The sequence below is a fragment of the Rhodobacter sp. NTK016B genome (assembly GCF_017303295.1).
Taxonomy (GTDB): domain Bacteria; phylum Pseudomonadota; class Alphaproteobacteria; order Rhodobacterales; family Rhodobacteraceae; genus Pararhodobacter.
In genome coordinates this window covers 1-14435 of record NZ_JAFKOK010000018.1, presented here as the reverse complement: position 1 = coordinate 14435, position 14435 = coordinate 1, and the positions used below count along the sequence as shown (strand labels likewise).

At 65.9% G+C, this 14435-nt stretch carries 11 protein-coding genes; 5 read left to right on the top strand and 6 right to left on the bottom strand.

Features of this window, described 5'->3' with window-relative positions; all coding sequences use genetic code 11:
- The first annotated feature begins 5 nt into the window (after positions 1–5).
- The 3 genes from JI664_RS20565 to JI664_RS20555 all read left to right on the top strand — a co-directional run bounded on the left by JI664_RS20565 (position 6) and on the right by JI664_RS20555 (position 4442).
- Positions 6–899, top strand: coding sequence for an MBL fold metallo-hydrolase (locus JI664_RS20565; protein ID WP_207015664.1), 894 nt, complete (start codon positions 6–8; stop codon positions 897–899).
- An 88-nt stretch (positions 900–987) separates the two neighbouring features.
- Positions 988–2031 carry a TAXI family TRAP transporter solute-binding subunit gene (locus JI664_RS20560; protein WP_207015663.1) on the top strand — a complete coding sequence of 348 codons (1044 nt, stop codon included), beginning with the start codon at positions 988–990 and terminating at the stop codon, positions 2029–2031.
- A 59-nt stretch (positions 2032–2090) separates the two neighbouring features.
- Entirely contained in the window at positions 2091–4442 is a 2352-nt protein-coding gene (locus JI664_RS20555) for a TRAP transporter large permease subunit (RefSeq protein ID WP_207015662.1), read from the top strand.
- Between the two features lie 66 nt (positions 4443–4508).
- Here the strand turns inward: JI664_RS20555 and JI664_RS20550 are convergent, their stop codons facing one another.
- Positions 4509–5840: a malonyl-CoA decarboxylase gene (locus JI664_RS20550; protein ID WP_207015661.1), complete on the bottom strand. Its 1332-nt coding sequence runs from the start codon at positions 5838–5840 to the stop codon at positions 4509–4511.
- Positions 5841–5937: 97 nt separating this feature from the next.
- Here JI664_RS20550 and JI664_RS20545 point away from each other — a divergent pair, with 97 nt between their 5' ends.
- Positions 5938–6639 carry a GntR family transcriptional regulator gene (locus tag JI664_RS20545; protein ID WP_207015660.1) on the top strand — a complete coding sequence of 234 codons (702 nt, stop codon included), beginning with the start codon at positions 5938–5940 and terminating at the stop codon, positions 6637–6639.
- Positions 6640–6650: 11 nt separating this feature from the next.
- On the opposite strand, the gene JI664_RS20540 is transcribed toward JI664_RS20545, so the two are convergent.
- From JI664_RS20540 to JI664_RS20520, 5 genes are all read right to left on the bottom strand, one after another.
- Entirely contained in the window at positions 6651–7706 is a 1056-nt protein-coding gene (locus tag JI664_RS20540; protein WP_207015659.1) for an ABC transporter ATP-binding protein, read from the bottom strand.
- A complete protein-coding gene (locus JI664_RS20535; RefSeq protein WP_207015658.1) occupies positions 7706–9427 on the bottom strand; it encodes an ABC transporter permease in 1722 nt (573 codons plus the stop codon). Before JI664_RS20535 ends, JI664_RS20540 begins: the two co-directional genes overlap by 1 nt.
- Positions 9428–9484: 57 nt before the next feature.
- Positions 9485–10540 carry an ABC transporter substrate-binding protein gene (locus JI664_RS20530; protein ID WP_207015657.1) on the bottom strand — a complete coding sequence of 352 codons (1056 nt, stop codon included), beginning with the start codon at positions 10538–10540 and terminating at the stop codon, positions 9485–9487.
- Between the two features lie 72 nt (positions 10541–10612).
- Positions 10613–11551 carry an NAD(P)/FAD-dependent oxidoreductase gene (locus JI664_RS20525; RefSeq protein WP_207015656.1) on the bottom strand — a complete coding sequence of 313 codons (939 nt, stop codon included), beginning with the start codon at positions 11549–11551 and terminating at the stop codon, positions 10613–10615.
- Positions 11552–11555: 4 nt separating this feature from the next.
- Entirely contained in the window at positions 11556–13226 is a 1671-nt protein-coding gene (locus tag JI664_RS20520; protein ID WP_207015655.1) for a UGSC family (seleno)protein, read from the bottom strand.
- A gap of 112 nt (positions 13227–13338) precedes the next feature.
- Here JI664_RS20520 and JI664_RS20515 point away from each other — a divergent pair, with 112 nt between their 5' ends.
- Positions 13339–14292 carry a LysR family transcriptional regulator gene (locus tag JI664_RS20515; RefSeq protein ID WP_207015654.1) on the top strand — a complete coding sequence of 318 codons (954 nt, stop codon included), beginning with the start codon at positions 13339–13341 and terminating at the stop codon, positions 14290–14292.
- Positions 14293–14435 lie beyond the last annotated feature (143 nt).

Here is a 14435-nt window from a genome sequence, read left to right as displayed (position 1 = left end):
ACAGAATGAATGACGACGTGCTGAAAGTGACCCTTCTGGGTACCGGCATTCCCAATCCCAGCATCTACGCTTTCGGCACCTCGACGCTGATCGAAGCGGGCGACGAAAAGGTCATGATCGATTGCGGGCGCGGCGCGGTGATCCGCATGTCGCAGCTGGGCATCCCCGTGGGCTACGTCGATACGGTGATCCTGTCGCATTACCATTCCGACCATTACGCCGGGATCTTCGATTTGCTGATGTCGGGGACCATTCCGCAGGGCTGGGCCGGGCGTGGCGGACCGCTGACGGTCTATGGCCCCGAGGGGATCGAGGATCTGGCCGAAGGTGCGTGGCAGGCAAGCCGCCCCGACCGCAACATCCGCGTTAATGATAACGAGATCGACCCCGAGCACATGCGCATGATCCCGCATGTCTATACCGAAGGCGTGGTCTATGACCGGGGCGGTCTGGTGATCCGGGCGATCCTGGTCGATCACGGCGACAACATCCCCTCGGCCTATGGGTTCCGGGTGGAATACAAGGGCCGGGTCTTCGTCCATTCGCACGACACCCGTTACAACGAGAACCTGATCGCGCAGTCCAAGGGCGCGGATGTCTTCATCCACGAGATCGCCGCCGCGCGCGACACGACACTGGCGAATTATCCCAAGGTGAAGGTGGCGATCGACCACCATGCATCGCCCACAGATGTGGGACGGGTCTTTGCCCAGACCAAACCCCGGCTGGCGATGCTGACGCATCTGGCGCTGTTGCCGCCCGATCCGCTGCCGATGGACGACCTGCTGTCGGATCTGGCGGCGGAATATGACGGCATCGTGCTGGTGGCCGAGGATCTGATGACCATTCGCATCGGCGCCAACATCTCGGTCGAGCCCTATCGGCATCCGGCGCGATGAGACGACAGGCCCGGCATTCAGGGACCGGAGGCAGGGTCTGAGACGACGAAGGGACCGTTCGAGTCCAACACGTAAACGGGAGGAAGACATGAAGAAACTCGCATTAACGGCGGCAATGACGCTGGGCCTGACGGGCCAGTCGGCGCTGGCGCAGGAGAACCTGACGGCGATGACCTCGACACCCGGTGTCGCGGTGCACCTGACCATCGCGCATCTGGCCGAGATCGCCGCCGAGCGCGGCATCGCCAATATCCAGATCACGCTGGGCCAGACCGGCGTCAACGCCACGCTCGCCGTGGCCGAGGGGCGGACCGATATCGGCATCTGTCCCTTCATCCTGCCGTTCCTGATGTCGCGCGGCGTCGGGCCCTTCGCCGATATGGGTGCCGAGCAGGGCGCCGAACTGGCCGCGAATCTGCGCGTGCTCTATCCCTATTCCTTCGGCGCCTATACGCTTTACGGCTATGAAACCGCCGGGGTGCGGGGCTGGGGCGATCTGGAAGGCCGCCGCGTTCTCGACGGCCCGCCCCGCGGTGCCGCCACGAACGAGGCGCGTTCGCTCATTCAGGTGATGACCGGGCTGGAAGCCGACGCAGGCTTTACCGCCGTCGAAAGCGACTGGTCGCAGATGGCGACGACGATCACCGAAGGCTCGGTCGACGTGGCGCTTCTGCCCGAATTCATCCCCTCGGACCGTCCGCTTCAGGCGCTTTCGGCGGGGCGGATGAACTTCTATTCGATCCCGATCGAGCAGTTCGAAAGCGAAGCCGTGCAGCGCGTGTTGACCGCGCCGGGCTCTGCGCCCTTCATGCTTTCGGCCGAGCAGATGGCGGCTCTGGGCGAGAACGCGCATGTGGTCTCCGAAGACGGCGTCTTCCGCACGCGCGGCTCGGTCGGCGGCAATTGCGTCAATGCGTCGATGACCGAAGAGATGGCCTATCAGCTGACTCGCGCGCATATCGAGACGCTCGACGAGATCTACGAGAAGGCGCTCTATGCCCGCAATGTCGGGTTCGAGAACCTCGATCCGGTCGCCTCGGGTATGTGCGGTCTGAACCCTGTTCGCTATCATCCCGGTGCGGTGCGCGCTTGGGAAGAAGCGGGCTATGACGTGCCCGATTGCGCCCAGTGACCTCTGACGGGCCCGCCCCCTCCGGGCGGGCCCGAACACCGCATCGACGCGAGTGAGTGATGGAAACCGAACAACCTCTCCTCCGGCCGATGACGCGCCGGATCGTGTTCTTCATGGCGCTGGTCTTCGTGATCACCGGCATGATCAACTCTACCCCGGCGATCCCCGGATGGGATGCGTTCTGGCGTGGACTGACCGGCTGGGACTGGCTGGAAGTACGCCGCTTTCCCTATGAATATTACTATCCCATCGCCTTTGCGTGGATGATGATCATCGTCGCGCTGTGGCATTCGTGCTGGCGCGAATGGCAGGCGCAGGGCGCGGTGAAGCGGCGGCTGGGGCTGGCGCTGGACATCGCACTGGTGACGGCGGCGATTGCCATTTCCGTCACTTACCTGATCGAGAACGAAGCCGTCTGCCTGATCGACGTGATCACCGGCGAACGCGCCGCGCTGATCGAACGGGCGCTGGCCGCCGAACGAGAGGTCGCGCTGGCATTGGGCCTGCCCGCGCCCAGCAGCATCGACGACCCGCGTTGCCTTGCCACGACGGGGCCGTGGATCACGCTGATCGTGGGCCTCGCCGTGGTGGTGTTCCTTGCCTATAACGCGCAGGTCTGGGGCTTTTCGCTGGTCATGGTGTCGATCGCGCTGGCCGCCTATGCCATCGCCACGGTGCTGATCTGGTACTGGTTCGGCTCGGACGGCATGAACCGCTACCTGATCACCGAGCTGGGCGGCGAGCCGCGCTCGCTGGCTGACGGGCGATACCGGCTGCAGGATCTGCTGACCAATCAGGGATCGGGGCTGCTGGGCCAGTTTCTGCATATCATGCTGAACACGGTCTTCCCTTATATCGTGCTGGGCTCGCTTCTGTCGGTCTCGGCAGGCGGGCGCGCGTTGATCAAGCTGGCCGTGGTCTCGACCCGCAAGCTGCGGGGCGGGGCCGCGCATGCGGCCATCGTCGCCTCGGCCCTGTTCGGCACCACCACCGGCACGCCCGTGGTCAATGTACTGGGCACCGGCACCATCACCATTCCGATGATGATCCGCGGCGGCTTTTCCAAAAGCTATGCTGGCGGGATCGAGGCCGCGGCCTCGTCCGGCGGGCAGGTGATGCCGCCGATCATGGGCATTGCCGCCTTCGTTCTGGCGGCGATGACGGGCGTGCCTTACCGCGATGTCGCCATCGCGGCGGCGATCCCGGCGGTGGCGTATTTCCTGTGTATGTTCCTGTCGGTCATGTTTCAGGCCCGGCGCCAGCAGATCCCCGCCGTGGGCGAGGTGCCGCCCGAGCTGCGCCTGACCCGCCGCGATCTTCTGCTGCTCACGCAGATCTTCGTGCCACTAGCGCTGATCATCGTGCTGCTGCTGGTGCCCAAGGATGCGATCGGATGCGATCCGATCAGCCTTGCGCTTGGGGCCGTGGCTGTCGAGGGGCCGAACGGCACCTGCCGGGCGGAAAACCTGCCGTGGATCATGCAGCTGATCCAGAACACGCTGGGCGATGCCGGGTCGACCGGCTGGTGGGCGGCCATCGTGCTGATGATCATGCTGTTCATCGACCCGCTTTTCCGGCGCGAGCCGCGTCGGCTGGTCGACGCGCTGGCGCATGCCGGGATCACCTCGGCGGGGCTGTACCTGATGTTCCTCGCCGTTTCGGTGATCGATATCAGCCTTAACCTGACCGCGCTGCCCAGCTTCGTGGCGCTCGATATCCTCGGCTGGCTGCGGGCGCTGGATCTGGGCAACGGTGCGCCGATGCTGTTCCAGTTCGCGGCGCTGGGCGTGACGATGGTTCTGGCGATCCTGCTGGGCATGGGGATGCCCGCGGTGCCCGCCTATGTGAACGCGGCGCTGCTAATGGGGCCGCTGCTGGTGGGGCTGGGCATGGCGCATTTCACCGCGCATATGTTCATCTTCTACTTCGCCTGCGTCAGTGCGATCACCCCACCCGTCGCCGTGGCGTCCTATGCCGCCTCGACAATCGCCAAGTCGGATCCGGTGGGAACGTCGTTCTCGGCGGTGCGGTCGGGGATCGTGATGTTCGTCATCCCGTTCATCTTCGCCTTCAACCCCGAGATTCTGCTGGTACAGGCAGCGGTGCTGAACCCCGACGGGGCCTCGGGCGGCGAACGGTTCCTGCCGGGCTATGACGGCGAATTTCACCTGATCGCGCTGATGTGGCTGCTCGCACGGCTGGGGCTGTCGCTGTACCTGCTGGCCAGCGCGCTGGCGCGGTTCGATCAGCGCCGTCTGCCGCCCATCGAGGTGGCGGGGCGGCTGTTGCTGGCGCTGCTGGTGCTGTCGGGCAACCCGGCGCTGCAATGGCCGGCGGTGGCCTGCGGGGCGGCGCTGCTGGTCTGGCACCAGCTGCGCGGCGGGCGACCCCCGGCACCATTCGCGACCTGAGGCCAGCCCAACGAAAAGGCCCGCGCGGGGAAACCGGCGCGGGCCTTTGCTTTGCCGGGCGTCGGGTCAGCCGCGCGCGGTGCGGGGCTGCGGTGGCAGGGCCTTGCGCACGGCGTCCGAGGCGACGACCTCGCCCCGCTCGGCATAAGCCTCGTGATTGCGCTCGATATCGGCGGGGGTGTAGCGGTAATTCACCATCAGCCCGTGCGATTGCCGGAGCCCGTTGGCCGACAGATCGCCCCCCGGATTGAGCCGCTGCAGGTTCGCGCCATTGCCCAGATGGAAGCGCGCCACCGGGTCGATCACCCGTCCGCGCGCGTCGCGGGCGCGCAGGAAATACTGCGCGGCGGCGGACACAAGCGCCGGTTCGGGCAGCGGGTCCGGGCCGTCGAGCGCCTGACGCAGCGGCTCGGGCAGGGGGCTTTCGGCATCTTCGCGCGCGGTCTTCAGCCAGCGCGCGAAACCCGGCACCGGCGACAGAGTGACGAAATCACGCAGATCGGGCCATTCCGTGCGCAGAAGCTCGACCACCTGCTTGATCAGGAAATTGCCGAACGACACCCCCGCCAGCCCACGCTGGGTGTTCGAGATCGAATAGAACACCGCCGTCGTCGCCTGTTCCGGCGCCACCGGCACGCGGTCGAGATCCAGAAGCGGCGCGATGGCCGCAGGCATATCCGTGGTCAGCGCGACCTCGACGAAAATGAGCGGCTCATCGGGCAGTTGCGGGTGGAAGAACGCATAGCAGCGCCGGTCACGCGGCTTCAGCCGGTTGCGCAGATCGTCCCAGTTGCGGATCTCGTGCACGGCTTCGTAGCGAATGATCTTTTCCAGAATCGAGGCGGGCGTGTCCCAGTCGATCTGTTGCAGGTTCAGGAAGCCGCGATTGAACCACGAGGTAAAGAGATGCAGGAAATCGGCATTCACCCCGGCCAGTTCGGGCATCTCGGGCAGGATATCCAGCAGATCGACACGCATCTGCAACAGCGTGCCGGTGCCGCCGGGCGCAAGGTTCAGGCGGCGGAACAATTCCTGCCGCCGGGGTTCGGACGCGGCGTGCAGCGCATCCAGCCCGTGCGGGTCGCCATCCTGAAAGGCACGGATCGCGGCTTCGGTGCGCTCGGCATCGGGCCCGAAATCGCGCGCAAGGCGGGCGAGGAAAGCGTGGCGTTCCTCGGGCGCGGCGCCCAGATAGCCCGCCGCAAGGCTCGAGGCCAGCGCGCCACCTGCCGCCTGACCGCGACGCGACAGCAAGACCTCGGCCAGTTGCGCCAGATCGTCAGCGCGCGCCTGCGGGGCCTCGTCGCGACGGCCCAGGAGCAGCCGCCCGCGCTCGCCCAGAAGGTCGAGAATGTCGCCCAGAAAGCCGGGGCCGTCACCGCGAAACGGGTTGAACATGGAGACTCCTTGCCCGATCCGGGCTTCTTATGCTCAATATTATCGCTGATATATATATCATCAAGTTCTTTCTATATCACTGCCGGGGATGGTAGAAATGGCGAAACAAGCGGATGACCCAGTGCCCAGCTCGGCAACCACAGCTTCGACAACCCAGCGAATCCGTCAGGCGCTGGAAAATGCCATCCTGAATGGCGAGCACCGCCCCGGCGCGCGGCTCGACCCCGAGGCGCTGGCGCGTCAATTCGCCTGTTCACGCACACCGATCCGCGATGTGCTGCAGCAGCTCGAAGCGTCGGGGCTGGTTCAGGTCCAGCCCAAGCGCGGCACTTTCGTCACGGAATGGAGCTTCGAGGAACTGGCCGAGCGTTTCGAGATGATGGCCGAGGTCGAAGCCAGCTGCGCGCGGCTGGCAGCGCGGCGCATCACCGAGGCCGAGCTGTCCGCCTTTGCCGCCGCTCATGATGCCTGTCGCGAGGCCGCGCGTTCGGGCGATGCCGAGGCCTATTATCAGGCCAATACCGACTTTCACTGCTGTCTCTACGCCGCGACGCATAACAGCTTCCTGCGGCAGGAGGCGCTGCGCCTGCACCGGATGCTGCAGCCCTATCGGCGGCTGCAATTGCGTGGCCGCAACCGGATCGCCAATTCGCTGGCCGAGCATGAAGCGATCCTTGGCGCGGTGCGGCGCGGCGATGCCGAGGGGGCGGGGCAGGCCACCTACGCGCATATCCTCGTGCAGGGCGACCGGTTCCACGACCTGATCGCCGCTGTCCGCAGCGCCTCCGCCGACGCCTGACGCGGGCCCTGCTACAGGATCTGCACGACCTGATCGCTCGATGCGCGGGCCCAGACCGGCGCGCCCAATGCATAGACCTCGTGCGGGCGTGCGGTGATGCGCAGTTCCAGCCCGGCATCCGAGCGGAAGACGTAATCCCATGTCTCTCCCAGGAAAGCCCGCCCGGCGATCGTGCCTTTCAGTTTCAGCGCGTTGTCGGTGACGGGTTCCTCGGCGCTCAGATGCAGCGATTGCGGGCGTACCGAGATGAAGACATCGGGCTCGGATCCGGTAAAGGCCGCGCCGGGCAGGGTGAAGCCGGCGAAATCCACGCCCTGCGCGCCGCGCCGCCCGGTGATCTGGTTCGTGCGCCCGATGAAACCCGCGACGAAACGGGTTCTGGGCTTGGTGTAGATCTCGTAGGGGGTGTCGATCTGCTCGACCCGGCCCTGATTGATGACGGCGATCCGGTCCGAGGTGACCATCGCCTCGCTCTGGTCATGGGTGACATAGACCGAGGTGATGCGGAACTCGTCATGGATGCGCTTGATCTCGAAACGCATGTCCTCGCGCAGCGAGGCGTCGAGATTGGACAGCGGCTCGTCCAGCAGCAACAGCTTGGGCCGGATCACCAGCGCGCGTGCCAGCGCCACGCGCTGCTGCTGGCCGCCCGACAATTCGGACGGATAACGGTCGGCCAAGGCGTTCAGGCGCACGGCTTCCAGCATCTCGCCGGTGCGGCGGCGGATCTCGGCCTTGTCGAGCTTGCGCAAATTCAGCCCGAAGGCCACGTTCTGCGCCACGGTCATGTTCGGCCAGATCGCGTAGCTCTGGAAGATCATCGACATCCCGCGCTTTTCCGGCGGCAGCGAGCCGCGCGGGGACGAGACCTCGACCCCGTCGAGGATGATCGAGCCCGAGGTCGGCGCAAGGAAGCCCGCGATCATCCGCAGCGTCGTCGTCTTGCCGCAGCCCGAGGGGCCCAGCAGCGACAGGAATTCGCCCGCCTGAAGCTCGATATTCACGTCCTTGACGGCATCGACCGCCCCGAACCGGCGTCCCAGGTCTTTCAGGACCAGACCATTCATCAGCTTCTCCTCAGCATGAAATCGCGGCCCAGCAGCTTGACGCCGATCAGCACAATCGTGGCGATGATCAGCAACAGCACGCTGCCCAGGGCGGCGAGGCGTTCGAAGGTTCCCTCTTCGCTCATGTCCAGAAGGACGACCGAGACGACGCGGGTATGGGGACCGACAAGGAAGACGGCAGTGGACAATTCCTGCGCGGCGGGCACGAAGATCAGGATCCAGCCAGACGCCAGCGTGCGCTTGAGAAGAGGCGCCACGACCTTGCGGATCGCGGTGAACTGGCCACCGCCGAGGATGCGCACGGCTTCCTCCATCTCGGGGTTGATCGCGCGCACGCCATTGGTGCTGGTCGTGTAGGCGATGGGCAGGAAGCGCGTGGTGAAGGCAAGGATCAGGATGATATAGGTGCCGTACAGCCCCACCGGCGGCAGCGCGTAGACGGCGTAAAAGCCGATGGCCAGCACGATGCCCGGAATGACGAAGGGCGACATGCACAGGAAGGCCAGCACACCCGCATGGGGCAGCAGGCGGCGCTGCACCACATAGGAAATCGACAGCGCAAGCGAAATGGCCAGCGTGGCTGCTGCGGCGCCTGTGGCGACGCTGGTGATGAGCGCGCGTTGCGAACTGGAATGCTCGAACAGCACATAGCGGAAATGCTCGAGCGTGAGGTTTTCAAGGCTCAGGCCCGACACCCAGCTATGGCTGAACGCGGCCATGATCAGCACCAGAAGCGGCATCGCCACGGCCAGCAGAACGACCAGCATCACATAGCCGAACACGGCCCATTTCCACGCGCCCAGATCGGTCACGCGGCGCTCGCCCCCCTTGCCGCCGACAGCGGTATAGCCCTTGCGGCCCAGCACCCGGCGCTGCAGCAGCAACAGCCCGATGGTGATGCCCAGAAGCGGGATCGAATAGGCCGCCGCGACTTCGATGCGGACGGGGAAGGAAAAGAACTCGGCCAACTGGATCACCACGACCGGATAGCGCGCGGGGATCGAGATCAGCGCGGGCACGCCGTAGAGCGCTATGGACACAAGGAAGGTCAAAAGCGCGCTGCCCAGGATCGTCGGCATGGCCATCGGCAGGGTGATCTTGAACGCGGTGCGGAACACCCCGGCGCCAAGGATGTTTGCAGCGTCCTCCATCTCGGTCGAAAGCAGCTCGAACGCGGCGCTCACAAGGATGAAGATGGTGAAAAACGTGCTCAGCCCCATGACCAGCACGAGGCCCGAAAAGGTGAAGATATCGACCAGCGGCGCCTCCAGCCCGGTCAGTGCGGTCCATGCCTGATTGATGAAGCCCGCATTCGGGCCGGCCAGCAGGATCCAGCCCACGCCGGTCAGATAGGGCGGCATCAGGAACGAGCCGAACAGCGCGATCCGCACGAAGGTTCGCCCCGGCATATTGGTGCGCGTGCAGGCCCAGGCAGTGGGCACGGCCAGCAAAACCGCCAGCACCGTCGAGGCCAGCCCCATCACCAGCGTGTTCCACAGCGCCTGAACATGACGCGCGCGGCCATAGGCGGTGACGTAGTTTTCCAGCGTGAAGCCGCCGGTCGTGCCGTCGGTAAAGCTTTTCACCACCAGCATCGACAGGGGGGCAATGATCAGCACCGCCAAGGTCAGCGCCAGCGCCAGCCATGCAAGCTGATCGGGCCGGAAATGCGTCAGGCGGCGGGTCCGGGCGCTGGCCGGAGGATGGGTATCGACGGTCATGGGGGCTCCGGGTCGCGGTCGGATGGGCCGGCCCTGCGGCAGGGCCGGCCAGTGGGGTCAGATGCCGAAGATGTCGCGGAACATCTCGACCACGCGCTGCTGGTTTTCCAGCGACTCGGCGACCGAGACGGTGATCACGTTGACCTCGGTCAGGTCCGGCACGCCTTCGGGCGTCGACACATCGGTGCGCAGCGGGTTGCGGCCCATCGAGGCCAGCCATTCCGAGAATTCTGCCGAGGCGAGGAACTCGGCAAACAGCCGCGCGCTGTTGGGGTTGGGCGCATCGGCCAGCACGGCGGCGGCGCTGGGCGGCAGGAACATGCCTTCTTCCGGCACGACCAGATCGACGGGCTTGCCGTCGCGCATCGCGTCGCGCCCCAGCGCCAGCGACGTTACCGTCAGCGAGCGTTCGCCCGTCGTCACCAGCGTGTAGCCATCGGCGATGGAACGCCCGATCTGCGGATCATTGGCGGCAAGGCCCTGAAAGAACGCCTCGCCATAGAGCCGGTCCATGGCAATCGCCCATTGCCCGGCACTGCCCGAAAAGCCCGGATGCGCGATGGCGATCTGGTCGCGCCAGCGCGGATCGGTCAGATCGTTCCACGAGGTCGGCACATCCTCGGGGGCGACGATCTCGGTGTTGTAGACGAAGCCGAAAGGCGAGGTGCCTGACACGAAGTAATAGCCGTCGGAATCGTTGAGCGCGGCCAACGACGGCTCCATGCCCGACAGGTTCTCGGGCCTGTATTGCGCCAGCCCGCCCAGCGATTTGAATTCTTCGAAATCTGATACGCCGTTGGTCGAGACCACGTCGCCCTGTACCGCGCCTGCCTGAATTTCCTGCACCACGCGCTGCAACGTGCTGGAGCCATTGGCGCGCACGGGGAAGCAGCCGACGCCCTCGTACCGCTCGCTGAACAGCGCGCAGACCTGCTCGGCCTGCTCGGTGGTCAGCTGTGAGGTGTACCACGTCACACCATTTTCGGATTGCGCGGCCTCGTAGAGCGCGGCCTCGGTTGCGGTCAGATCCTGCGCCTGCAGGATCGATGCGGGCAGCAGCAGTCCAAGCACGGCCAGTCCGGTAGCGGGCATAAGCCTTTGGATAAGGGTCATGCGGTTCTCCTCCCTGATATGTGTCGCTCGCAGGCGACCTGACGCCGGGCTGTCCCCGGCTGGCGGCGGGGGTTATCCCTTTTGCCCTGCCGTCATTCCTCGTTGCAGGAAGGCGAGCGCGGCGCGCGCGGCGCGCTGCCCGTCCTCCTGCGCCTCGGCCAGCAGCGCGCGGCTGCCCTGCCTAATGTCTCCGGCCGCGAACAGGCCCGGTGCTGTCGTCTCCATCCCCCCGGAGACGATTAGCCGCCCGTTGCGGTCCCGTTCGGCCAGCCCTTCGGCCAGCGCCGTGCGCGGTGCGAGTCCGACATAGACGAACAGGCCACGGGCGGGCAGCGTGCGCGTCCCGTCTCTGTCGCGCAGCACCACGCCGGTCATGCCGCCCTCATGGCCCTGTACTTCGATCACCTCGGTTTCGCGCAGCACGGTGATGTTGGCCTGCGCCCGAAGCGCGGCCTCCTGTCCCTGCGTCGCGCGGAACGCCGTGCCCCGCAGCACCACCACCACCGATCCGACGATGGGGGCGAGAACCAAGGCCTCGTCCAGCGCGGAATCGCCGCCGCCGACCACCACCACGGTCTCGCCCCGGAAGAATCCGCCGTCGCAGGACGCGCAATGCGAAACGCCGCGCCCGGTAAATGCGCTTTCGCCCGGCACGCGCAGCGCCCGGCGTTCGGACCCGCAGGCAAGGATCACGCAGCGTGCGTCCAGCGGTCTTCCATCGACCGCCGCCCGCCAGCCGCCCGCAACGGGTGCCAGCGCCGCCACCTCGGACAGCGCGAATTCAGCCCCGGCCTCGTCTGCGGCGTCCTGCAGTATCGGGCCCAGCTCGAACCCGCCGATCTCGTCATGGCCGGGGAAGTTGGTGATCCGGTCGACGGTTGAAACCTGCCCGCCCGGCCCCATCCGTTCGACCACCAGTACCTTTGCGCCGCCGCTGGCCGCCACCCGCGCGGCTTCCAGCCCGGCCACGCCAGCGCCGACGATCAGGATATCAAGCGTCATACCGGTCATGGTCTCAGCGCCATTCGTCGATGCCGAGCGTCGCGTGACGCATCGCGCTGGCAATCTGCCAATAGCCGTTCGCCTCGCCGCCCACGACGATGGCGTTGATGCGCTCCTTGACGAATTTGTGGATCATCTCGTCGGGTGCCGCTTTCAGCCGCGAGGCGAACGGCTCTTCGCCGAACGTGGCGCGCGGATAGACGTAGTTCTGCACCAGCTGCAGGTCCCAGTATTCGCCCGCTTTCATCTTGCCCAGCTCGTGGATGCCGTCGATCAGCGCCGCCTTGTCGGCATAGCCGCCCCGTTCGACGAATTGCCGCGCGCAGATCGGGTCGAGCAGCAGGCAGGGCGCGGTGATCGCTTCGGTGCCGCGCAGCATGTCGGCGACATGGTCGCGCCAATGCGTCTCGCGCAGGCCCAGGCTGTGGGTCACGGCGCGCAGGCCCTGAAAGATGGTGACGGTGCTGTCCTCGGCGCGGAACCCGTGCTGGACATGCAGCGGCTCCCATGGGCTGGCCTCTTCGTTCTCGGCGAAGGTCATGCCCGAATAGCTGAAGGCGCTGCCCATTGAGCCCATATAGGACAGCCCCGGCTCGGACCCGCCCTGCAGGTTCTGTGACAGCAGGCTATAGGCCCGCCCGATCGTGGCATTGGCGTGGTTATAGGGCCCCATCGCGCCGATCCCGGCATTCATGCCGATCTCGTGCCGGATCGGGCCGTTGACCACGACCATCGTCGCCACCGAGGACGAGGACGAGCGCCGCGACGAGAATTCCGACGCCGCCAGCGCAAGGATCACCGGGAAATACTCGGGCCGCGCCCCTGCCATGACCGCGTTGATCGCGACCTTCTCGACCGTGTAGCTCCATGCGCCGCGATTGGGCGTGGGCTGCATCCGCCCGACCACCTCACTGCGATCGCGGCTGGTCCCGGCCAGCATCGCCGCGACCCGCGCCTCGGTCGGCAGCACGATGGGTAGGAAATCGGTCCAGTTATTGGCCTGATAGAGGTCGTGCAGCGCGTCCTCGCTCTCGGCACTGACAAGGCGCGGCCGCTCGCTTGCGGTTGCACGGGTGTCGACATTGGGGGCGATGCCCTTGGTCAGCCCGTCAAGGATCTCCTGCATGACCGGCGCGCCGCGGACCGGGTCGATCCCCTCGACATAGGCTTTCAGCTCGGCCTCGCTCTTGCCCATCACCGGCTGCGGCACGAAGACCAGCGGCGCCTGCGGCAAACCCGCCATCTTCACGACCGAACGCACGACGCGGTCGAATTTCTCGGTATGCACGGCCACTGTCGGCACGCCGTATTTCGTCTCAAGCGTCACCGCATGGGTTGAGACGGCAGGCGCGCAGGTGCTGCAATGGCCCACGCCGATGATCGCCGCGTCGCCCTTGTCACGGATTTCTTCCCACAGATCGGGGTCGTCCTTGGCATATGTGCTGGCAAGCTGGCGGATCTCGACGCGGACCGAGGGCATATGCACCGAGAACCAAACCGCGATCTGCTTGAGCAGTTCGAGGGAATCGTCGAACCGGCTGTCGACCAGATAAACCGTCTTGCCTTCAAGCGCGCTCGGCCGCTTGGCGGGGTGCTTGCCGATGACGACCGGGGGCGTCCCGGTTGGGGCCAGAGCCGCAAAAGCGCCCCGGGTGGTGACCGCCTCTGGATCGATGATGCTCATGTCGGCCCTCCGCTCAGACTGAGGGGACAGTAGCGTTGCGCGGGGATGCGAAAAATTATAACCTTTCGACGCCACATCTCTAAAAAATGTATAGCTAAGATCGGGCGCCCGCATGGATATCCGCCAGCTCCGCTATTTTCAGGCGATCTATGAACACGGCTCGTTGCTGGCCGCCTCACGGCGCGTCCATGTCGCGACCACGGCGCTGAGCTATCACCTCGGGCGGCTGGAAGAGGAACTCGCCGCCCGGCTCTTCGACCGCACGCCACGCGGGCTGACCCCGACGGCGGCGGGCGAGCGGCTGCACGCCCACGCCACGGCGATCTTGCGCGCGGTCGATGTCGCCGTCGCCGATCTGCGGCAGGGCGGCAAGGAAATCAGCGGCACCGTGCGCGTCGGCATGGCCTACTCGGCGGTCCGTGCGATCGGCGTGCCGCTGGCGCGCAAGATCCTCGGCGACCACCCGAAAGTGCAGCTCAGCCTGAATGAAAGCCTGTCGGGCGCGACCTTCCAGTCGTTGATGCGCGGCGAGGTCGATCTGGCGCTGGTCTACAACCCGCCCCCCGATACGCGCGTCATCGCGCGCCCGCTTCTGGTCGAACGCATGGTCTGCGTCGGGCGCGAGGACCTGATCGGCCCGCCGGGTATCCCGATCACGGTCGAGGACTTGCTGACGTTGCCGATTATCATGCTGCAGCAAGGTGTCTCATCGGGAGTGATCCTGACCGAACTCGACCTGCTCAAACGGATCGAAAGCCGCGCCGTGCTGAAGATGAACTCGATCCAGGCGATCTCGGGCGCGCTGCGCGAAAGGCTGGGCTGCACCATCGCCACCAAGCTCTCGGTCAATATTCCGGTGGCGGAGGGCGTGCTGTCCTACCGGCCGATCGTCGAGCCCAATCTGTCGCGCGAATTGTGCCTGTGCGAACCCGCCGGGGCGCCGCGCACCTATGTGCTGGAAACCGTGAAGACGATCCTCACCGGGTTGATCGTCGAAGCCGTGGAAAGCGGCGCATGGGAGGCCGAATTGCTGGGCGATGACGGCAGCGCGGTCGCGACGCCCTGAACGCCTGGGCGTGCTTGTGTGTCTGTAGGTTCCGAAGGCGGGGGATCCTCCCCCGGCCCCCCCGGGATATTTGGGGATTAAAGATGGGGCGGCAGGCTTTTGTTAACCGCGCATCTTTGTTCCGGAAATATCCCGGGGGTGAG